The following is a 22,092-nucleotide window of genomic DNA, read 5'->3' as shown; positions in this document are numbered from 1 at the left end:
AAATTAAAAAGTAACGTTTACCCCTAAGTTGTAAGACCGAACCAGCGGATAAGTACCGTAATCGATCCCCGGCGCCAGGTTTGCAGGCTGGGTATTGTTGGTTGAACTGCCCGAATAATTATAATCCACATCGGGGTTATAGCCTTTGTACTTGGTAATGGTAAAGGCGTTAACCACACTTGCAAAGATGCGGGCATTCGTGAGGCCCAAAACGTTGCCCTGAAACTTAGGCAGTGTATAACCCAAAGTCAGGTTGGTACAACGCAGGTAGGAGCCGCTTTGCAGGTAAAAGGTAGATAGCCTGGTACTGTTGCTTTGTGTACCGGCGCGTGAGGCGCGGTATATTTTACCGTTGCCAGGCTCGGCAGCGTTCCGGTAGCGGTCGGCTACGTCTGCATACTGGTTACCTGAGCCTTCAAGGTTATACAGATAATAATCCTGCCCGTCGAGAATCTGGTTACCGTATGAACCGTTGAATGAGGCGGCCGCATCAAAATGCTTGTAATTAGTATTGAAAGCAAATCCGTAGGTGAACTTAGCGTAAGGCGTACCGATAATGGTTTTGTCTGCATCGTTTACGATGCCATCATTATTGGTATCCACAAAATACAAATCGCCAATTTTTGCAGGATTGGTTTGCGAGGCGGATGGGGCTGTTTTGCCAAAGTTTTCGGCTGTGATTACACCGCCAACCTTAAAACCATAAAACATACCGATAGGCTGGCCCTGGGTGGTAATGCTGGTCAAATAAGACCGTTCGGCACCATTAATAATAATGGTATTTAACGGAGGTAACTTAACTACTTTGTTCCGGTTTAAAGAGATGTTACCGCTTAAGCCAAAGTTGAAATCCTTGCTTTGAATAAGTTTACCATCCAGTTGCAAGTCGAAACCTGTGTTGCGAACTTTTGAATCGCGGAGATTGGTAAGAATAAAACTGCTGCCTGATATAGCCGAGATTGGTTGGTTGTATAGCAGATTATAAGAGTAACTGAGATAATAATTAGCCATAACCTGAAGCCGGCCGTTAAACAAGCCTATATCAGTGCCAAAATTGTATTGTGAGGTAGTTTCCCAGCTCAATCTTGAATCCTTGATGCCACCCGGATAGGTAGAAGTTACCACACCTCCACCCAAAACTGCACCAGCAGGATTAGCCAATGTTTGTTGTATAGCATAATTAGGAATATTAAAATTACCGCTCTTACCCCAACTGGCTCTCAACTTAACTGTAGACTTTTGACCCAGAAAATCATGATAAAAGTCTTCATCAGATAAGTTCCAACTTGCTGCTACCGATGGGAAATAGCCATACTTATTGGCCGGCCCGAAACGTGATGAACCATCGGCACGGAAGGAGGCAGTTAAGAAATACTTACCGGCATAATTGTAGCTGGCGCGGCTCAGGTATGAAAGTAGAGTATAAGCGCTTTTGGCCGCAGAGTTTAAACCAAAATTAGCGGCGTCGGCCCCCCTGCTCGAAATCTCCGGAACATAATCACTCTGGAAGCCATTAGCACGTACACTTATAAAATCACTGGTGGTGCGCTGTGCCGTATAGCCGGCAAGGGCATCAATATGATGCTTGCCAAATTGCTTGTTGTAATTTAAGGTAAATTCGGCAAGCCTGTCGAGTGTTGTTAAGCTTGATGCAGTGGCGTTTGCTGCTAAAATGGATTGAGGTGATCCCGGCGCAAATACGCCACTGCTTAACGTAGTGGGATAATAGTAGTCATACTTCTCTGTGTAGGTTTCAGTACCCAGGTTGGCTTTAAAATTAAAACCGGGCAGAATGTTGTAAGTAGCGTTGGCATTGTAGCGGCTACGGTAACCTTTCCGGGAAATCTTAATACGCTCGGCAAGGGCAACCGGGTTTTCGATACCTTGGTAGCCGTACTGCGTTGAACCGGCAGCTTCGGCATTGGTAGCTAAAGAGCCATCGGCGTTATAGGCCGGCAGGTAGGGCATATAAATAAGCGCACCTAATATGGGCGAGTGGTCAAAACGTCCTTCCTGGGTTTCCCGGTTCGTATTTTGAGTGTAGGCAATGTTAGCGCCAATGTGAATGCGCTTGCTTACATCGCCATCCACATTGGTACGAAAATTATAGCGTTCCTGACCGGTAGTTTTAATAATGCCGGGCTGATTCTGATAAGCGCCGCTTACATAATAATGTATGTCTTTTGATGCGCCCGAGAAGGAAAGTGTATGTTTCTGGTAAAATGTGTTGCGGTACAACTCATCCTGCCAGTCGGTATTTACAGTTTGCTTGATAGGTGTTTGTGCGGCAAAATTATACAGGCCGTCCGGAATACTTACACTGCCGGTATTACCTACATTAGTTACACGGGTGGCATTGGCATCCGAGTACATGGCATCATTCCAGATATGGCCGGTATTTATCCATAGATCATGATAGGCGTTATTACGGGCATCTATCACTAACAGCGCAGCCTGGTCGGCATTCAGCAGTTTTACCTTGTGGGCCAGTTGGTTAATACCGGTTTGTACATCGTATTCAAATCTGCCCTTTCCTTCTTTACCTCTTTTGGTGGTAATTAATACCACACCGCCCGATGCGCGTGAACCATAAATGGCAGCCGAAGCGGCATCCTTTAAAATATCAATGCTTTCAATGTCATCAGGGTTGATATAAATATCATTACCGGAAGGATAGCCATCAATAACATACAGCGGATCAGAGTTGGCGTTAAAGGAGCCAATACCCCGTACCCGTACCTTGGGGCTGGTATAGGGTGCGCCGCTGGTTTGCGATATTTGCACACCGGCAACCTTGCCTACCAGCGCCTGCCCAAGCGAGGGGGCCGACAAGTTTAAATCGCTGGCTTTTACGCTTGATATTGCCCCGGTTACGGCGCTTTTACGGATAGTTTGGTAACCAATAGCTACTACCTCGTTCAGCATGTTGGCCTGCGGTTTCATCTGCACGTTCAGGGTGCCTGATGCAGGTACGGTTACCTCCTGCGGCAGGTAACCGATAAAGCTGAATACCAGTGTGGAACCTTCGGCAGCGGTAATGGTAAATTTACCATTGCCATCTGAAGTGGTGCCGTGCGCCCGGTTGGCTTTATCATAAATGCTGGCGCCGGGCAGGGGCTGGTGGGTTTCATCAGTAATAACACCGGTTACTGTTCTGGGCTGTGCGTAAAGGCGGGGAGCAGCATATACGCTATTGACAGTTATAGTAAACAGAAATGCAAGAAGGCTGGTATAAATAAATGACCGGTATAAAAGATTAGAAGTAATCTTTTTATTCATATTTTTAAAAATTAATTGTGAATGACTGTAAAGCAGGCGACCGCTTTTAGCGTTAACAGCAATTGATATCCGGCCGGGAAGTGTTGACGCATTTCCCGGCTTATTTATGCAATTGATTTTTTAGTGGTGGAGCGTAAATTTGATCTTACATAAGCAACTTGTTTGAATTGTTTTTTTAACGAATGGGGTTGTTTGCAAAACAGAACGCCCGTTATTGGTAAATTGTGAACAACAGCAACTCTTCACTGAATTATTTTAAACAAAAGTAAAGTCGTAATCTTAACCCAATGGTGCGCAGGTATTAATTTTGTGTTAAGGTGAGTGCAAATGGCGCAACATTAATGATGTTCCACTATAGTTCAAAAGAATATGGTTCACTCACCAGGAGGTGGTCATATAGTTCACATTGTTCTTTTTGGACGAGGTAACGGCAATGCCTTTTGTGCTGTTGTTCAGGAAAGAAAATCCTTCTAATTCGTCTTGCCGCTTGTCAATATCCACTTGGCTAATCACTTGCATACTGCCCGAATCCAAGGATCTGGCTAAATCAACATAAGTAAAACGCCATCTGCGGCCTTCTATCTGGTTCTGGATAAGCACCAATACGCCTTTGTCATTCAGCCAGTGCAGGTTTTGCACCCAGGGGGTGCAGGCAAACTTTTTTACCAGTACGCCCGGCTCACTGGTTTTTTTGCAGCGGCTTAGTTTCTCAGGGTCATACAAACGCACCTCGTTGCCCTTGTTGCCATAATCTGCCGTTGCTACGTACCACTGGTTATGATATTTCACATATTCGGGCCGGGTGCCTTGTATGCAGGCATCATCTTCAATTGTAGTTAACAGATTGCCGTCAAGCGTTCCTGTTTTTTGCAATCCCTGCCAGTTTACCTGGTAAATTACGGCACGCCACTGGGTGCCCTCCGCATTCAGCCGTATCGAGTTACCTATAAACACAGGAAGTTGGCCATGCACTGCCATGCCGGTGGGGTGGTTAATCACATCTTGCCCGTTCCGGGTAAGTTTAATTTCGTGATGCTGATCAACTAAACTATCACCAAGCATCTTATACTCCCGTATCATGCCAACCTCACGATCACCGTACAGAAATATCTTCCCTTTCTGGTACGAAATACCCTGGCAGGCACCCAGCGAGTCTATGGTAATTTCGCGGGTGAGCAGTATTTCAACCTTATGTCCGGTAAAGGCGCAGGCAGTAAAGAAAGCTATCGTTCCCCAAATCCTAAATGGTAAATTTTTCATCAAATGGCAGCTATTAGTTTTTAATGTATTTACGGATCCATAGGTTCATCCGCATCAATCTGCAGGGATGTGATTACGGGATAGAACGCTAAGGCGGTTGTAGAAAGGCGTTTGCCTAATTTATAGGGTACGTAACCAAGTTCGTTCAGGCAGCGCTTTTCCATATTGACAATAAAGTCGGTTTGATATTTATCGGTGATGATAAGGCCGGGCTTATCAAACGGAATATGATACTGGAATACAAGCCGCACATCATTACGGATATTGGTGGTGGTATGGCGGGAATGCGGCTCCATCATCACGGCGTTTTGGGGAATACCAAGGGTGTTGATCATGTACCGCTTCATCTCGGCAGCCTCATTGAACCTGGTTTTGTAGGGGTGAACACTGCCGCCGGATACCACTATAAAAGGCGCCTTGCCGTTAAAATATTGCCGCGCTGCCAGTTTGCAGCGTAACATGCCTTCACCGCTTAAGGGCGTACCTGGCTGATCTGGCCCTGCACCGGGTACCAAAATGTGAGAGTAGGGGTAGGAGGCCCACTTTATTTGTTTAACACGGTCAACCGCCGGTTTATTTACGGTTTGTGCCATGGGTTCGTAATCGCCTGCGTTTTGCCGCTCATTCATTTCTAAGTAAATAGAAGCGGCGTACAGTGCCGGTTCAAAAAATAGTTTACCCGCTTTTACAGCGTCAGCTACTTCGTAAGAACAATCATACATCAGGGTATAGTACCCTTTTTTGCTTACATCGTAACTGATGGAATCAATTTGCGGATAGTTAGGCTTTTTGCCCTCAGCATATACGTCAATAATGTGATTAATGGCGCTTGCATCCTGTTCCCAGGCTTTTATTAGTAGTTCTGCAGGCTGTTGCGTTTGGTATAAGCTATACCTTCCCGAGGGAATAAGGTGGTTCCTGATGAGGTTATCCAGGGCATTGCCAGGTTTAATCAGTGCTGCCATTCTGCTCCCCGCTAACCGGATTTCTGCTTGACTAAGGTGTAGAACAGCCGGGAGACAAAGGGCTGCTTTGCAATCTCTTAATGATGTGTTTACAGCGTTAATCTTGTCTTTAACCAAGCGCTGCAAAGCTGTATCGGCTTTAATGAGCGCATTGGCCTGGGTATCATTTTGCAGCAGGGTAAGTAAGTAGCAGTTTTTTGCCATTACCCAATTTGCGTTGGAAATGATTTTGTAGGGAGGGGTATTTGAATTCTGCGCATAACCGCTAAAGTGTACACCCAGCAGGGCTAACACAAAGGCGAGAATTCTTTTACTTGGCTGCATCATATTATGCAAAGTAAATCTTGTGTAATTAACTTATTGTTAAGCGTATGTTTAAATTAAAGCCTGTTTAAATTTCCTGAACCAGGAAATTTAAACAGGCTTTAAGCCCCCTGATCAGCTCAATATAGTGCAGCCCTGAATACGTACTTGCCCTCAATAACTTGCATGCGTGAGGGGGCGAATTGCACAATGCTTATTAATTCCACCCACCGCCCAAGGAGCGGTATAACTCAACGGCTGCGGTTAACTGTGCCCTTTTAACAGAGGCCAGTTCCAGTTCAGTTTGTAATACGTTGCTTTGTGCGGTAATTACCTCCAGGTAGTTGGCCATGCCATTTCTGTACAGCAAGTCAGCATTCTTAGTGGCTTGCTGCAGGGTTTTGGCGCGATTAGCCACAATGCTTTGCTGCTGGTTCAACTTATCAATAGCAACCAGGGCATTAGATACTTCACCTGCAGCTACCAGTACCTGCTGCCGGAATTGAATCACCGTTTTCTCGCGGTTGATTTTAGCCAGATTATAATTGGTTTTCAGTTCGCGGTGCTGCAGCAATGGCTGTACAATACCACCGGTAACAATGCCGAACAAGGAAGCGGGTATAGTAAACCAGTTACTGGCCTTAAAGGCATTTACACCGCCCTGCGCCGTAATAGATAGCGTAGGGTACAGGCTGGCCTTGGTATAACCTACTTGTGCATTGGCCCGGTCCAGTTCCAATTCGGCACTTCTTACATCCGGGCGGTAGCTAAGCAGTTGAGAAGGTACGCCCGCCGGCAACTGCTGCGGCATAGCTAAATCATTGAGTTTGCCTGAACGTACAATGGCTTGAGGCAGCTTACCTGCCAGAATGCTCAATGCATTTTCTTGTATGCCAATTTGCTGCTCAAACTGGGGCACCAGTTCTGCAGCGGTTAACCGCTGCCCTTCGGCCTGCTGCAGGGCCAGCAGTGTGGCCTGCCCGGCATTGTACTGTAGCTGGATAATACGGATGGTGCTATCATTTAGCAATACATTCTTTTTAGCAATGCCCAACTGTTCATCCAGCATCAGCAGATTATAATAGCCTTCGGATACATCAGCGACCAACTGTGTTTGTACAGCTTTGCGGGCTTCTCCGGTTTGCAGGTAAGCGGCCAGGGCTGCGGCCTTGCGACTGCTGATCTTGCCCCAGATATCGGCTTCCCACGATATGGTAAGCGAAGCGGTATAGTCCTCAATGTGCTTGCTGCCCAGAAACTGGCTTAAGCTGATACCGTTCAAGCTGTTGTTCGACGGGCGGTTTACCGTAGCTGCAACGTTGGCCGAAACAGTTGGCACATTACCCCACTTGGCCTGAATGAGCGACTGCCGGGCGGCTTCAATATTTTTCACTGCCAGTTGCAGGTCGTTATTGCGGATAAGTGCACTGTCTATCAGCGTCCGCAGGGTACCTTCGGTAAAAAAGTTTTTCCAGGGGAGTCGGCCAACAGAACCGGTATCACTGCTGGCAGCTTCAAATCGGTAGCTATCCGGCAGGTGCATATCGGGCAGCCTGGTATTCTTAGATACCTTGCAGGCGCTGAACAATATTAGCGCAGCTGCAATAAAGTATCCTACTGTTATCGTTTTCATGCTTAAATAATTCTTATTAATGAACTGACAATTCATGGTCGGCCGGTACCTGGTGGTCATCCAGGCGGCCATCCGGCTGACGCGGGTTAACCGGCACGCCGCTGATGCGTTCCTGCAGGTGCTGGAAGATGACGAATAGTACCGGAATAATGAACAAACCCAGCAGTACACCGCTGATCATACCTCCGGCAGCACTGATGCTGATAGAATGGTTACCCTGAGCCGAAGGACCGGCGGCAGTCATCATCGGTATCAAGCCTACAATAAAGGCCAGTGAGGTCATGATGATGGGGCGCAGGCGCAGCTTGGCGGCTTCGAGCGCGGCAGTAACCAGGCTCTCGCGGTTGCGGCGGCGCTGCACGGCAAACTCCACAATTAAAATGGCGTTCTTCGCCAGCAGGCCGATGAGCATAATCAAGGCTACCTGAACGTAAATGTTATTCTCAATACCGGTAATGCCCAGCATCAGGAACACACCCAAAATACCGGCCGGGATAGACAATATAACCGCCAAGGGCAGCAGGTAACTTTCATACTGTGCCGAAAGCAGGAAGTACACAAACACCAAACACAACAGGAATACAACCGTAGATTGCCCGCCGGATGAAATTTCCTCACGGGTTTGGCCCGAGAACTCATGGGTGAAACCAATAGGCAGTTCCTTAGCGGTTTCATCAATCGCCTTAATGGCATCACCAGAGCTAAAGCCCGGTTTAGGGATAGCATTAATACTGATGGAGTTGAATAAGTTGTAGCGCGAAGCCGTTTCTGAACCATATACGCGGTTTAATTTTACCAGCGTTTTAATCGGTACCATTTCGCCGGTACGGTTTTTTACAAACACGCGGTCGATGGCCGAAGGGTCGGTACGGTCTGCAATATCGGCCTGCAACACCACGCGGTAGTATTTACCAAAGCGGTTAAAATCGGATGCCTGGGCGCTGCCGAAGTAGGCTTGCATAGTTTGCAGAATATCGCGCACGTTAACCCCTAACTGGCTGGCCTTTTCATCATTGATTTCTAATTGCAGCTGCGGATAGTCGGCCTTGAACTGGGTGAAGGCAAAGGCAATTTCCTTGCGCTGCATCAGCTTGCCGATAAACTCATTGGCCACGCCGCTGAACTTAGACAGCGTACCGCCGCTTTTATCCTGTAATACAAAATCAAGCGCCTCTACGTTACTAAAACCCGGGACCGTAGGAAAACTGAACACGAAGAACGTACCGCCCGGAATAGCGCCCATCTTTTGCCGGATAATGTCCTGAATGGCATTAATGTCCTTCACCTCACCCCGGTCCTCATTCGGCTTCAACAGCACGAAGGCTACGGCTGCTGAGGGGCTGTTGGAGTTGGTGAGCAGGTTGAAACCATCAATAGTGGTAACAAACCGGGCCGCAGGCAGCTTGTTCAGTTCGGTTTCTGCCTGGTTCAGAATCTTTACGGTTTTGTCCAGCGAAGTACCTGATGGCGTAGAGATAGAAATCGCCACGAAACCTTGGTCTTCGGTAGGAATAAAGCCCGATTTGGTAGTGCGTACCATATAAATGGTAATGGCGGTAACCAATGCCAGCGCCGAAAGGCCTACCCACTTGCGGCGTATCAGAAACTTAACCCCGCCAATGTAACGGTTGGTCAGGTTATCAAAGCCACGGTTAAAGCCTGCCGAAAACTTTTCTTTAAAGGTTTTAGGCTTTCCGTCATTATTGTCGCCATGCGGATTCTTTAGTACCAGTGCAGCCAGCGCCGGACTTAGCGTTAAAGCGTTGACCGCTGATATCAGAATAGCGATAGACATGGTAAAGGCGAACTGCCGGTAAAATATACCGGTAGAACCCGTCATGAAACCTACCGGCAGGAATACAGCGGCCATTACCAGCGTAATTGAAATGATAGCACCGGTAATCTCACTCATGGCTGATAGCGTAGCTTCGCGGGCGGGCAGGTGTTCGCGCTCCATTTTGGCGTGTACTGCCTCTACCACCACAATGGCATCATCCACCACAATACCAATCGCCAGTACCAGGGCGAACAGGGTAAGCAGGTTGATAGAGAAGCCAAACAGGTTCATGAAAAAGAAAGTACCTATAATAGCTACCGGTACGGCTACCGCCGGAATGAGGGTAGAACGGAAATCCTGCAGGAACAGCAGTACTACAATAAATACCAGGATAAAAGCTTCAATCAGTGTATGCTTTACTTGTGAAATAGATTCGTCAAGTGCAGTTTTGGTACGGTAAAAGTTATTATAGTGAATACCTTTCGGGAAGCTCTTTGAGGCTTTTTCCATCAGGTTATCTACCGCAATCTGTATCTCGTTGGCATTGGAACCGGCCAGCTGTATCACACCGAAACCAACACCATCGTGCCCGTTCATGTGCGTAACGCTGGTGTAGGAGTAAGAACCCAGCTCCACGCGGGCCACATCTTTAAGGCGCAGCACAGAGCCATCAGTATTGGCACGTATAGTGATGTTGCCGTACTCTTCGGGTTTGGTAAGCTTGCCTTTATATTTGATTACATACTCAAACACTTCCTGGCTGCGCTCGCCGAACTTACCGGGGGCCGCTTCCAGGTTTTTATCCTGAATGGCAGCCATTACTTCGGCAGGAGTAACCTGGTAGTTGGCCATCTGGCTGGGGTTCAGCCAAACGCGCATCGAGTAATCTTTTACCCCGCCAAAAATGGTAGCCGAGCCCACGCCGGGTATACGCTTAATTTCGGGAATGATGTTGATCTGCGCATAGTTGGCAATAAAGGTCTGATCGTATTTTTTCGGGTCGTCGGTATAAATACCTACGGCACCAATAAGGCTGTTTTGCTGTTTGGTGGTGGTAATGCCCTGTTGCACTACTTCGGCGGGCAGCTGGCTGGTAGCCTGGGCCACACGGTTTTGTACGTTTACTGCAGCCTGGTCGGGGTTGGTTCCCTGCTTAAAGTAGACGGTAATGGCCAGGCTACCGTCGTTGCTGGCGGTAGAGGTCATGTAGCTCATGTTCTCCACCCCGTTGATAGACTCTTCGAGCGAGGGCGCTACGGAGCGCAGCACGGTTTCGGCATTGGCGCCGGGATATACGGCTACCACCAGCACCGCCGGAGGCGCAATATCCGGAAACTGCTGCAGCGGCAGTTTGGTAAGGCCAAGTACCCCCAGGATCACCAGCAAGATGGAGATCACGGTAGAGAGTACCGGCCGTTCTATAAATTTCTTTAACATGATAATTTCAGATTAGTGTGATGAATAGGCAATGGCAGCTTTTTTAGCCGGTTCCGGCTTAATCTTTTGCCCTTCCTGTAAGTGGTCAATACCGGCGGTTACAATTCGGTCGCCAGGCTTCACGCCTGATTTTACCAAGTAATCGGTGCCGCTTTTTCCGGCAATAATTATAGGTTGTTTGGTTACCTTATTGCTGTCGCCTACGGTGTATACAAATATCTTGTCCTGCATTTCCAGCGTGGCTTCCATAGGCACCATCTGCATGTTGCGATGCTGCAGCGGCAGGCGCACCTTACCAGTATTGCCTGAGCGCAGGATGCCGTTGGCATTGGCAAAGCTGGCCCGCAGGGTAATGGCAGCCGTAGCTTTGTTAAACTGGCCGTCTACCATATCTACCTTGCCTGGCAGGGTATAGGTGCTGTCATCGGATAAGACAAGCGCTACCGGCGGCAGGTTCCTGATCTTTTGCTGCAGTGTGTTACCGGCGTAGCTGGATTTAAAGGTTACAAACTCATCCTCGCTCAGCGAGAAATACACATGCACATCATGTACATCTGATAGCTGAGTGAGCGCCGTAGGATCGGTAGGGCCTACCAAACTTCCCTGCTTTTTTTGCAGGCGGCCTAAGTAACCGCTCACCGGCGCTTTGATCAGCGTATAACCTACGTTGATCTGGGCGGCGCCTACCTGCGCTCTGGCCTGTTCTACGTTGGCTTTGGCAATAGCAAGCGCCGCTTTGGCGGCTTTCAGCTGAACATCGGCAATTACTTTGTTTTGCACCAGCGGAGCCAGTTTGTCTACTTCAAGCTGGGCATTGGCCTGCGCACCTTCTGCCGCATGTTGGGCGGCTTTGGCATTGTTAAGCGCCTGTGTGTAGGGGGCGGCATTAATTTTAAACAGGGGCTGGCCCTTGCTTACCAGCGCTCCTTCATCCACAAAAATGCGGTCGAGGGTGCCGTCTACCTGTGGGCGTATCTCTACGTTTACAGCGCCTTCAATGGCGGCGGGGTATTCCTGATAAGTGGTAGGGTTGCCGGCCTGCACTTCCATTACCGGCAGTGAAGGTATCATGGCCTGCGGCGGTTGCTGCGCCGGCTGCGAGCAGCCGAATAAAATAACGGCAGACAGCGCAAGTATTAAAAATTTCATAAGGTAAGCATTACTGTTAAGAATTGACATTTTGTTAAAATCGGGTTCGGTTAAGGGCAGATAATTATTACATGATGATTGATTTATGCGTTTGTTTAACATTATTAAAAAAATTAACACTGTTAAGTAATTAGCGCAGTGCTATGGGTTTGATATAATTTATTTTAAAAGAACTTTTATAGATTGCTATCCTTTGATGGCACGGATGATACCGCCAATCGTGTCTTTCAGTACCTGCTGATTAATATCATCAGATACTCTCTGCCGCACCAGATTGATAGAAATTAAACCGTGAACTACAGACCAGAAAGTATAGTATCTCCGGCATATTTCATCGTCCGAAACATCTTTTTTGCCAATCAGCTGCCTTATGGCATCACTGATCATGGTAGCGGGAACTTCGGATTCTGGTATTTCGTTATCAAAAACGCAGCAATTTACTTCAATGCCAAACATCAGCTGGTACAATTCTTTTTCGGCAAAGGCAAAATGCCAATAGGTAAGCCACATGGCTTCCAGTTGCTTTTCGGGCAGTTGGTAATTATCTCGGGCTATGGTCATTTCACGGCTCAGCTTGCAATATCCCAGCTTGGTTAATTCCAACAGCAAAGCTTCTTTATTGGCAAAATATTCATAGATAACCGGCGCGGTGTATTCAATAGCGTCTGCAATTTTGCGCATACTTAAAGCTTGCCAGCCTTCATTTTTACCAATGGCAAGCGCAGCGTCCAGAATGTTAATCCTGGTTTCGTCTTTTAATCGTTGCTTACGCTCCTTACTGCCCATTATTTAAATGCTTTAATTTATCTAACAGTGTTAAGCAAAAGTAGGATGTTTTGAGGATATACAGTTTAATTAAATTGTCATTTATGAACCTGTTTAAATTTTAACGGAAGGAAATACTGAGGGTACCTGAAGAGTGGGTAACGTTACATTTTAATTGTTGTAACCAAACTTCAAGAAAGATGTATGCTATTAACCTGTCAGATGCCCGGCGGCAATTCATAAACAAAAATTATGTTAGCTGCATGAAAGCGAAAACATAGCACAAGCAGAAAGAAAGTCTCGGGCCGTTGCCCCAAAGATGGGTCATCGAAATCTCGTTCTCCTGGTTGAACTATAACCGCAGACTATGCACAAACTATGAACTGCTGCTCCGGACCGCCGAAGAAATGACCAAATTCTCCACTATAAAACTATTATTGAATAAAATTTAAACAGGCCCTTATAACTTTCTTTCGATTGCAAAAGGCGTAAATTTCGTATACGGATATTCTGGGTGAAATGTAAAAAAGGCCGATTTGTTAATAAATCGGCTTTTTTGTTACCTGCCTCCAGGCGCACAATGCTCTTTTAAATACTGCGTGAACAAACCACGCAAATGCGCATTGGTGCCTTCGCCTTCCGAAATACTGTGGGTGCGGTTGGGATATGACATGAGTTGGAACTGCTTGTTGTATTTTACCAGTTCATTAATCAGCAGTTCGGCGTTTTGGTAATGCACGTTATCATCGCCGGTGCCGTGGATGTACAGCAGGTTGCCCCGCAGGTTTTTGGCATAAGTTACCGGCGAGCCTTTAGTGAAGTAGCTTCTGCCTTCATCAGTAGTGGGTACGCCCATATAGCGCTCCTGGTAAATGTTATCATAAGAAAGCTGCCAGCCTACGGCCGCTACCGAAATACCTGTTTTGTAAATTTCCGGGTACTGGAACATTAGGTTGAGCGTAGAGGAACCGCCGCCGCTCCAGCCATGCACGGCAATGCGGCTGGTATCAATAAAGGCATACTTCTGTATCATAGCTTTGGTGCCCATTGCCTGGTCGCGTATGTTGAGGATGCCGATATTCCGGTAAATGGCTTTGCGCCACTCGCGGCCTTTAGGTGCCGGTGCGCCGCGGTTTTCCAGCGAGGCATAAATATAACCATCATCGGCCATGCTGCCGTTGTACAGGCGATTCATGCCGGTACCGTAAGTATCTGTAACCGTTTGCGAAGCCGGCTCACCATATACCGTAAATACCAATGGATATTTTTTAGCGGGGTCAAAGTTCGGGGGCTTTACCATCCAGCCATCCAGTTCCACCCCATCAGTGGTGTTAACCTTAAAAAACTCTACTTTGTGGGCTGCATTGGCATCAACTGTAACGGTGCCACCGCTTAAATGCTGGTGCTCGGGCAAACTGATCACCTCGCTTACCGGGCGGGTATAGCTGTTAGAGAAATTATGCAGCGCAATTTTTCCATTCGGCGATATTTCGTACCCATGCGTACCGGGCTGGTCGGCCGGCGAAACACGCTCGGCTTTGCCGCCGGTAAGTTTTACCCGGTACAGGTATTTCTGCGTAGCGTTTTCGGGCGAGGCAATAAAATAGATCAATCCGTCGGCCTCATCCACCAAACTCAGGCTGATGACATCGTATTTGCCCGGCGTAATCAGTTTCTCGTGGCCTTCGCGGTCAATGGTATACACATGCTTCCAGCCGTCCTTTTCGCTCAGCCATACAAATTTGCGGCTCTTGTCAATCCACTGCCAGCCCGACTCATCGCGCACATCCACCCAGGCCTTGTCGCTTTCCTGGTGAATAACGCGTGTGGTACCGTTATACACATTGCACATAAATACCTTTGCCTCATTTTGCGGGCGGTTCAGCTGCTCTAAAATCAGCTCATTGGAGTTATCCGCCCATTGCATACGCGGAATATAGTGCTGCACCGCATCGCCGGGCACCTGCATCCAGCGGGTAGCGCCGCCTTCGGCACTCACCACACCAATGCGGCACGAGCTGGGGTCTTCACCCGCTACCGGGTATTCCACCGGCTCTACCACCGGGTAAGTAGCCTTGGTGGTATTCAGCATCAGGTAGTTAGGAATTTTGGTGGCATTAATCTGCCAGTAGGCAATAGCGTGCCCGTCGGGCGACCAGCGGAAGCCATCACGGCAATCAAATTCTTCTTCGTAAGCCCAATCGAAAGTGCCGTTAATCAGTTTCAGCGTGCCATCGGTAGTTAACTGTTTAATAGCGCCGATTGCCACATCCTCAACATAAATATTATGCTCGCTTACATAAGCTACCTTGCGGCCGTCCGGCGAGAACTTGGCGAACATTAATGAGGCTTCCGGGCGGCCTTTGCCTAATTGCTTCAGCGTTTTGGTGTTTAAATCTATCACCCAGTAGTCGCCGCGGGTATCATAGCGCCATACTTTTTTAGTGTTGGTATTGATGAGCACCTTCTGCCCATCGTCAGATAGGACGAAGCGCCGTACCTGTAGCGGCTGCCGGCTACCGGCCGGGGTAAGCATGGCTTGGGTAACTAAAACCGTTTTTTTAGTTTGGTCGCGGCTGTCCAGCTCGGCAATCTCGCCGTTTACGGTGCGGTAATACTGATAGCCGTCCTTTGCCCATTGGGTACCACGGCCCAGCTGGGCAAAAGCATTATTAAAACTTATACTGATTATAATTGCAGAAAAATAAGAAAGTAAAGATTTAATATTCATAGTTGCGAAAATAAAGGATCGAATGTTAATAAATTACTGCCATAAGGGTTCAGCTGGCCAGCCTGAAGTAAAACCCATAGCAGAGACATCCACATTAGGGTATTTAGTTAGCAAACTTATAATTTTGTCTTTAAAAGTGTTGTTAGGGTTAACAGTTTGTAACAGATAAACTATCATCGACAGCACATAATAAGTTTTGTTGTTTACCGATGTTTTAGCACCAGTAACTGTATTAACTATATCTGTTGTACTTAGCCATACTTTGTCCGTTTTATTAGGTAAAACGGGAGATATACTCAGCATTTTATTCCAAAGCCTTGAATGGTGCGCACACAAATTTCTAATGTAAACGATTCCGTGTATCCATGACTCAAAGGTTGAGCTGTCTAATCCAAAATATCTTGAAACAGCTCTTTTGTCCCTGCCAGGCTTTAGGTTTTGGTACAATCCGGATAACACGCCAAAAGAAGCCACTTCAAAAATCATCCAGCTGGGCGGCAAAGCATTAGTATATTTGGCTTTATAAGCTAAAATAAAATCCTCGCGGCTTCTACTGTATTCTTCCTGTAACTTCTTAAGCGTATTCGCATGTTTAACCGTGTTAGAAAACAAGTTAGCATTGGTATACCAGAAAGCATCGTGCGAAAAAGACAGGATATAAATCATTTTTGCCCTTATTGCTACCTCGATCTTTTCGAGTTCGGCATTCACCAATTTTCTTAATTTGCGATCAAAGCAATACAAATTAAATCCCTGATTAAAAGTTGCACCTTGCTTAAACTGGTGAGCAGATTTAGGCTGTTCAAGTAATGGGTACCAATACCCGCTTAACCTGTAATAACTTATATTTTCTAACAGAAACAACGCTTTAGCATCATCGTCAATGACAAGATTTCTGAATTTTAATTGCTGTAGTTGGTCGTTGTAGCTTAAAGCCGGTTTAGTATAAGGACTTTTAGGCATGGCTATAAAAAGAAAATGCTCACCCTGAGCGCGCTGATCTAACGGGAAGCGGGGTGAGCTTGTTAATACAAAAGTATTATTTAATATACCTATATGCAAACTAAATATTTATCGCGGTGCAATAATTCCTGTAGCAGCATCAAACATACAGAAAATAGTTTAAAATTACAAACAATTCTTTATTTAATAACAGATAAGGACTTATCAAATATAATTTAATCTGGCTGCAATCAACCTTGTAAACTTTACGTTAATTGTGAATTGTTTGCTGTTGATAAGGTCTATTATATATGACAAAAAAACTATACCTTTTATGTATTTGCTGTTTTACATCTCTATTGTTACACGCCCAGCGCATCAACCGCGATAAATTTTTACGCGATAGTTTAGACAGTTACATCAACCGGGCGCTTACCAACTGGCGTATTCCTGGTGCTGCGGTGGGCATTGTAAAAGATGGTAAAATTGTGCTGATACGCGGCTACGGCATCAAGGAAATGGGGCAGAATGTTAAGGTGGATAACAATACCCTGTTTATGATTGGCAGCAATACTAAAGCTTTTACCGCTACCGCACTGGCTATGCTGCAGGCCGAAAAAAAGGTCTCGCTGAATGACCGGGTAACTAAGTACCTGCCCGATTTTAAATTGTATGACCCGCTGGCCAACAGCGGGGCTACCCTGCGCGATTTGCTTTGCCACCGCCTGGGCTTCGAGACCTTTCAGGGCGATTTTGCCTTTTATAACAGTAACCTGAGCCGGCAGCAAGTGATCACCACTTTAGGGAAAATTAAGCCGGTTTACTCCTTCCGTACCAAATGGGGTTATACCAATGCTGCCTTTTTAACAGCCGGCGAGGCGCTGGCCAAAATTACCGGAAAACCCTGGGAGCAGTACATCAGGGAAACCTTTTTTGCCCCGCTGGGCATGACCAACTCGCTGGCCATATCAGCCGATTATGCCAAAACGCTCAATCACTCCGCAGCGCATACGCTGATTGATGGCCGGCTGGCTGCCATTCCTTACGTGCAGGACGACAATTTAGGGCCGGCGGGTGCTATCAGTTCATCGGCGGCGGATATGAGCAAGTGGATGCTGGCTTTATTAGATAACGGAAAAGTAGGTAACCGGCAGGTAATACCCGCTGCGGCTATTGAGGCCACCCGCCAGCCACAGGCCATTGTGGGGCAAACTGAGCGGGGCGAATTTGAAATATACGGCTTAGGCTGGTTTTTGGAGCAGTACCACGACCACCGGCTGGTGCTGCATACCGGCGGCGTAAGTGGCTTTGTATCCTCGGTTACCCTGGTGCCTGATTTAAAGCTGGGCATCGTCATCTTAACCAACAGCGATCAGAATGACCTGATCTCTTCCCTCAACCGGGAGATTGTTGATGCCTACCTGAAGCTCCCCTACCATGGCTATGCCGACCGCTCGGTATCGCAAACCAAAGCTTACAATTTAGCCGAACAGCAAAAAGACAAAAAACTGCGCGATTCGGTTGCCCTTAATCTGCGTACTGATAAAGGCTTGAACGACTACACCGGAACTTATTACAACGAAATTTATGGCAATGTTACCGTAGCCCGCGGCGAAAGCAACGATTTGCTGATGCGCTTTGAGCATCATCCCAAAATGTCGGCCCGGATGCAATCCTTAGGCGGCAACCGTTTTTACACCGTGTTTTCCGATCCCTCTTTCGGCAAGGCCATTCTGCCATTTTATGTACAGAACAATACCGTTACCGGCCTGCGGGTGAAAGTGGCCGATTTTGTGGATATGATGCCCTATGATTTTAGAAAGGTGAAATAATATAAAACAGAAACGTCCCGCTCAATGAGCGGGACGTTTCTGTTTTATACACCGGGCTTATACGCCCGGTTGCTGCTGATATTCGGCGGCTTTGTCTTTTACCTTTTGGGTAATTTCGTTTACATACTTTTCACCTGCGGCCTTCAGTTTGTCGGTATACTCCGGCGCACGATCTTTCAGGTCGTCGATGATGGAACGGCCGTTTTCATCTTTTTTGGTTAAATACTGAACGCCATAAGCTACTGCGGCGCCAATTACTGCGTATTTTAATAATCCCATGATCAATGTGTTTTTTAATGTTAATGATCAAGCTGTTACAAGTATAGTGCCAGTAATCAGCTTTTATAGTAAGAGCTTGTAATAACCGGGTTGTTACAACAACATTTTGTTTGTATTCAAAAATATATAAAGCCGTCATTTCGACCGCAGGGAGAAATCTTCTTCAAGTGACTGGTCTGCAGCAGAAGATTTCTCCCTGCGGTCGAAATGACGGCCTGGGGTCTGGTGTCTACATGCTTGAAATCATTTAAAGCAGCATCTGGTATTATAAATTTTAAAATATGCCTATCTTTCGCCATTAACATCCGGCAGCGCAGCTAAATTATATAGGGGTTTACCTGTAATAATCCGGCAGCGGCTGCATCTAACAGGTGTTTAACATTCACTACATATAGCAACCTATGGCTATAAATTTGCAAAAAGGGCAACGCATCGATATTGGCTTGTCTAAAATAAGCGTGGGGCTGGGCTGGAACCCTAACGAGGGCACCGGCTACGCCTTTGACCTCGATGCCTCGGCGTTTATGATTGATGCCAACCGGCTCATCCCAAAAGAAGAATTTTTTGTGTTTTACGGGAATACCGATTCGCCCGAAGGCGCTTTGCACCACTCGGGCGACGACCCCACCGGCGGCAACAGCGATGGCGGCGATGACGAAACCATTACGGTAGACCTCAATAAGGTAGATGACCGCATTGCCGAAATATTATTCGTGGTTACCATACACGAGGCTGGACTGCGGCGGCAAAACTACGGGCAGGTGCGCGATTCCTACATCCGCCTGGTGGATGACAGCAGCGGGCAGGAGATTGCCAAGTACGAATTGGGCGAAGACTTTTCCATTGAGACCGGCGTGGAGTTCGGCCGCCTGTACCGCCGCAGCGGGCAGTGGAAGTTCGAGGCTTCGGGCATTGGCTACCGCGAGGATTTGGCCTTCTTTTTAGGCAAGTACTTTAAGGGCGAAATCATCAAGTAAATGGCGGCTTACCTGCATTACTCGTTCGATTTGTGGCTAACGCTTATCCGCTCCAATCCGGCGTTTAAGCAGCAGCGGGTGGAGCACTTTTACCGGCACTATAACCATGCGCAAAAAAGCCGGGAGGAAATTAATATCGCCTTCAGACAGGTAGATGTAATGGTAAATGCCATCAACGAAAAAACAGGCAAAAACATTGACGCAGATGAGCTTTACCTCATGGTGCTCAGCATCATAAATGATTATCAGCTGCCTTTACATGATATAGACATCCAACAGCTTTGCGCCGACATGGATACCCTGCTGCTCAATTATATGCCGGTGGTCTACTGCTCGCAAACGGCAGCCGTGCTGGGGCAGTTAAAGCAGCAGGATGGTTGTACGCTAAGCCTGCTCAGCAATACGGGGTTTATCCGGGGGCAAACCCTGCGGCAGGTATTGCAGCACCTGCAGCTCGACCAGTTTCTGAGCTTTCAGTTATACTCGGACGAGACCGGATTATCAAAGCCCAATCCGCAGTTTTTTAAGCTGATGCTGGTTGAAGTAGCCTTGTACAATAAAAATGCGCAGCCTGCACATATTATCCATATAGGTGATAATAAAAATGCAGATATTGAGGGCGCAAAAATGGCCGGTTTGCAAAGCCGGCTCATCAACTCGAACCAACAATGTATCACTTGCCTGCTTAACTGATGCCCGGAACCTACGCCTTACACCAGATATACAGCAACAGCAGTTTCCCCTTTAGCCCGGTTGCTTACAGCCGTTTTAAATTTGGCGACGGCACCGCCGCACAGCACTTTGGCGAAGCACTGGCTGCCGGCTTTATTGATTACCTCACCGAAAACCCGGTGCAGGGGCAATTGGTGGTCATATCCAGTCCTTACGCCTTTATCCCAACGGCCACTTATGCCATGAAGGATCATTTTGTGCATACCCTTAACCATTGGCTTGCCGAAAGCGGCTTACCGGTAGTGCAGGAAACCAAGGTGCACCGCACCGTTACCTACAAGGAAGATTACGGGGAACTGAATGCCGAAGAGCGGATGCGCCTCATTGGTAATGATTCTTTTCATATTGATAAGGTGTTTTTAGAAGGCAAAACCCTGCTGTTTTTAGATGATATTAAAATAACCGGCAGCCACGAGCGCATGATACGCCGCATGGCAGATGCCTATGGGCTTAGCAATGATATGTATATGCTATACTTTGCCGAACTGGCCGATATGAGCATCCACCCCAATGTAGAGAATACCCTAAACTACTATGCCGTAAAATCTATTTTCGATCTGGACATGATTATTAACCAGGCCGATTTTCGCATCAATACCCGGCTGGTGAAGTATCTTTTGAATTATGAGCATGGCAGCTTTTGTATTTTCCTGCAAAACCAAACCAATGCCTTTATCCGGCAGTTGTACCATATGGCTATCGGCAACAGCTATCACTTAATGGAAAGCTACGCCGATAACTTTACCATCCTTAAAAACCACTTATTTATCCAACAAAAATTAGTATCACATGGCAATTAACCTGCAAAAAGGGCAGCGCGAGTCCATCAACGCACCCAAGTTTGTAATCGGCCTCGGCTGGGATACCAACAGTTCTTCTACCGGTTCGGCATTTGATTTGGATGCGTCTATTTTCATTATGGGCGACAACCGCAAGCTGCTGGCCGATGAGTTTTTTGTATTCTACAACAATGCCACATCGCCGGATGGTGCTGTGGAGCATACCGGCGATAACCTGACCGGGGCCGGCGATGGCGACGACGAGCAGATCAAAGTAGACCTGTCTAAAATAGATTCGCGCGCTACCGAGATTTGCATTGTAATTACCATACACGAGGCCGAAAGCCGCCGCCAGAATTTCGGGCAGGTGCGCAACTCCTTCATCCGCATTATGGAGGCCGGCAGCGGTACCGAACTGCTGAAGTACGAGCTGGAAGAAGATTTTTCTATTGAAACCGCCGTTGAGTTTGGCCGCATTTACAAGCGCAACAACGAGTGGAAATTTGAAGCCGTAGGTGCCGGTATGAAGGGCGGCCTGCAGGATTATTTAAACAAATACAACTAAACCCAACCATTATGGCAATCAATTTAGAAAAAGGGCAGCGCATCAACCTGCAAAAAAGCAATGGCAGCACCCTGCAAAACGTATGTGTAGGCATCAACTGGGGCGCTATTGAGCGCAAGGGCCTTTTCGGGCTTGGCTCAAGCAAAGAGGCCGTTGACCTTGATGGCAGCTGCGCCCTGTTCGATGCAGATAAAAAACTGGAAGAAGTAGTATACTTCGGTCACCTCAAATCAAAGAACGGTGCCGTAAAACACAGCGGCGATGATTTAACCGGTGATGTGAACGGCAACGATGGTAAGGATAATGAAGTGATCACGCTTGATTTCTCCATGCTGAACCCTTCTACCACCCATGTGGCCTTTGTGCTGAACAGTTTTAAGGGGCAGGATTTTGCTAAAATACCTTTCGCTTCTATTCGTATCTACGAAGGAACGCCAAACAGGGTAAATGAGGTATTTGCCAAATATGATATTGCTAATGATGCCGGTTTTGCCGGCCATGTATCTATGGTAATGGGCGTATTTTACAAGCGCAACAACGAATGGAAGTTCAATGCTATTGGGGAAGCTACCAAAGACCGCGATCTGAAGCATACGGTAGAAACGGTAGCTAAGCAATATTTGTAATTTAAAGGGATTAAAGTCAATACAACGTATGTCATTGCGAGGAACGAAGCAATCTCGTAGC

At 47.1% G+C, this 22,092-nt stretch carries 16 protein-coding genes; 6 read left to right on the top strand and 10 right to left on the bottom strand.

What is annotated here, in order from left to right:
- Window positions 1-3: 3 nt before the first annotated feature.
- From ACY652_RS05570 to ACY652_RS05530, 9 genes are all read right to left on the bottom strand, one after another.
- Window positions 4-3,279: a SusC/RagA family TonB-linked outer membrane protein gene (locus ACY652_RS05570; RefSeq protein ID WP_462267035.1), complete on the bottom strand. Its 3,276-nt coding sequence runs from the start codon at window positions 3,277-3,279 to the stop codon at window positions 4-6.
- A gap of 378 nt (window positions 3,280-3,657) precedes the next feature.
- Window positions 3,658-4,539 (bottom strand): hypothetical protein, encoded by an 882-nt coding sequence (locus ACY652_RS05565; protein WP_462267034.1) that lies wholly within the window; start codon window positions 4,537-4,539, stop codon window positions 3,658-3,660.
- Window positions 4,540-4,568: 29 nt separating this feature from the next.
- A complete protein-coding gene (locus ACY652_RS05560) occupies window positions 4,569-5,831 on the bottom strand; it encodes a YdcF family protein (RefSeq protein WP_462267033.1) in 1,263 nt (420 codons plus the stop codon).
- 193 nt (window positions 5,832-6,024) lie between these two features.
- Window positions 6,025-7,440, bottom strand: a complete 1,416-nt coding sequence (locus ACY652_RS05555) for a TolC family protein (protein WP_462267032.1) — start codon at window positions 7,438-7,440, stop codon at window positions 6,025-6,027.
- 16 nt (window positions 7,441-7,456) lie between these two features.
- On the bottom strand, window positions 7,457-10,654 hold the full coding sequence (locus tag ACY652_RS05550) for an efflux RND transporter permease subunit (protein ID WP_462267031.1): 3,198 nt from the start codon (window positions 10,652-10,654) through the stop codon (window positions 7,457-7,459).
- A gap of 12 nt (window positions 10,655-10,666) precedes the next feature.
- On the bottom strand, window positions 10,667-11,803 hold the full coding sequence (locus ACY652_RS05545) for an efflux RND transporter periplasmic adaptor subunit (RefSeq protein ID WP_462267030.1): 1,137 nt from the start codon (window positions 11,801-11,803) through the stop codon (window positions 10,667-10,669).
- Window positions 11,804-11,989: 186 nt separating this feature from the next.
- The gene (locus tag ACY652_RS05540) at window positions 11,990-12,589 is read right to left on the bottom strand and encodes a TetR/AcrR family transcriptional regulator (RefSeq protein WP_462267029.1); all 600 of its coding nucleotides are present in this window, start codon (window positions 12,587-12,589) and stop codon (window positions 11,990-11,992) included.
- A gap of 538 nt (window positions 12,590-13,127) precedes the next feature.
- Complete coding sequence (locus ACY652_RS05535; RefSeq protein ID WP_462267028.1) at window positions 13,128-15,299, bottom strand: S9 family peptidase; 2,172 nt, start codon at window positions 15,297-15,299, stop codon at window positions 13,128-13,130.
- 33 nt (window positions 15,300-15,332) lie between these two features.
- Entirely contained in the window at window positions 15,333-16,361 is a 1,029-nt protein-coding gene (locus ACY652_RS05530; protein WP_462267027.1) for an Abi family protein, read from the bottom strand.
- Between the two features lie 239 nt (window positions 16,362-16,600).
- Here ACY652_RS05530 and ACY652_RS05525 point away from each other — a divergent pair, with 239 nt between their 5' ends.
- On the top strand, window positions 16,601-18,073 hold the full coding sequence (locus tag ACY652_RS05525) for a serine hydrolase domain-containing protein (protein ID WP_462267026.1): 1,473 nt from the start codon (window positions 16,601-16,603) through the stop codon (window positions 18,071-18,073).
- A 57-nt stretch (window positions 18,074-18,130) separates the two neighbouring features.
- Here the strand turns inward: ACY652_RS05525 and ACY652_RS05520 are convergent, their stop codons facing one another.
- A complete protein-coding gene (locus tag ACY652_RS05520; RefSeq protein ID WP_462267025.1) occupies window positions 18,131-18,352 on the bottom strand; it encodes a YtxH domain-containing protein in 222 nt (73 codons plus the stop codon).
- 401 nt (window positions 18,353-18,753) lie between these two features.
- Between ACY652_RS05520 and ACY652_RS05515 the strand changes: the two genes are divergently transcribed.
- The 5 genes from ACY652_RS05515 to ACY652_RS05495 are packed head-to-tail and all read left to right on the top strand — an operon-like array spanning window position 18,754 to window position 22,031.
- On the top strand, window positions 18,754-19,329 hold the full coding sequence (locus tag ACY652_RS05515) for a TerD family protein (RefSeq protein ID WP_462267024.1): 576 nt from the start codon (window positions 18,754-18,756) through the stop codon (window positions 19,327-19,329).
- Window positions 19,330-20,022, top strand: a complete 693-nt coding sequence (locus ACY652_RS05510; RefSeq protein WP_462267023.1) for an HAD family hydrolase — start codon at window positions 19,330-19,332, stop codon at window positions 20,020-20,022.
- Window positions 20,022-20,861: a phosphoribosyltransferase family protein gene (locus ACY652_RS05505; protein WP_462267022.1), complete on the top strand. Its 840-nt coding sequence runs from the start codon at window positions 20,022-20,024 to the stop codon at window positions 20,859-20,861. The genes ACY652_RS05510 and ACY652_RS05505 overlap by 1 nt, the downstream gene beginning before the upstream one ends.
- A complete protein-coding gene (locus ACY652_RS05500) occupies window positions 20,851-21,405 on the top strand; it encodes a TerD family protein (RefSeq protein ID WP_462267020.1) in 555 nt (184 codons plus the stop codon). Before ACY652_RS05505 ends, ACY652_RS05500 begins: the two co-directional genes overlap by 11 nt.
- A gap of 11 nt (window positions 21,406-21,416) precedes the next feature.
- A complete protein-coding gene (locus tag ACY652_RS05495) occupies window positions 21,417-22,031 on the top strand; it encodes a TerD family protein (RefSeq protein WP_462267019.1) in 615 nt (204 codons plus the stop codon).
- The last annotated feature ends 61 nt before the right edge of the window (window positions 22,032-22,092 follow it).

It is taken from the genome of Mucilaginibacter sp. (assembly GCF_965200995.1).
In the GTDB taxonomy this organism is placed as follows: domain Bacteria; phylum Bacteroidota; class Bacteroidia; order Sphingobacteriales; family Sphingobacteriaceae; genus Mucilaginibacter.
The sequence above is the reverse complement of the archived record's forward strand: the minus strand, read 5'-3'. Positions and strand labels throughout refer to the sequence as shown.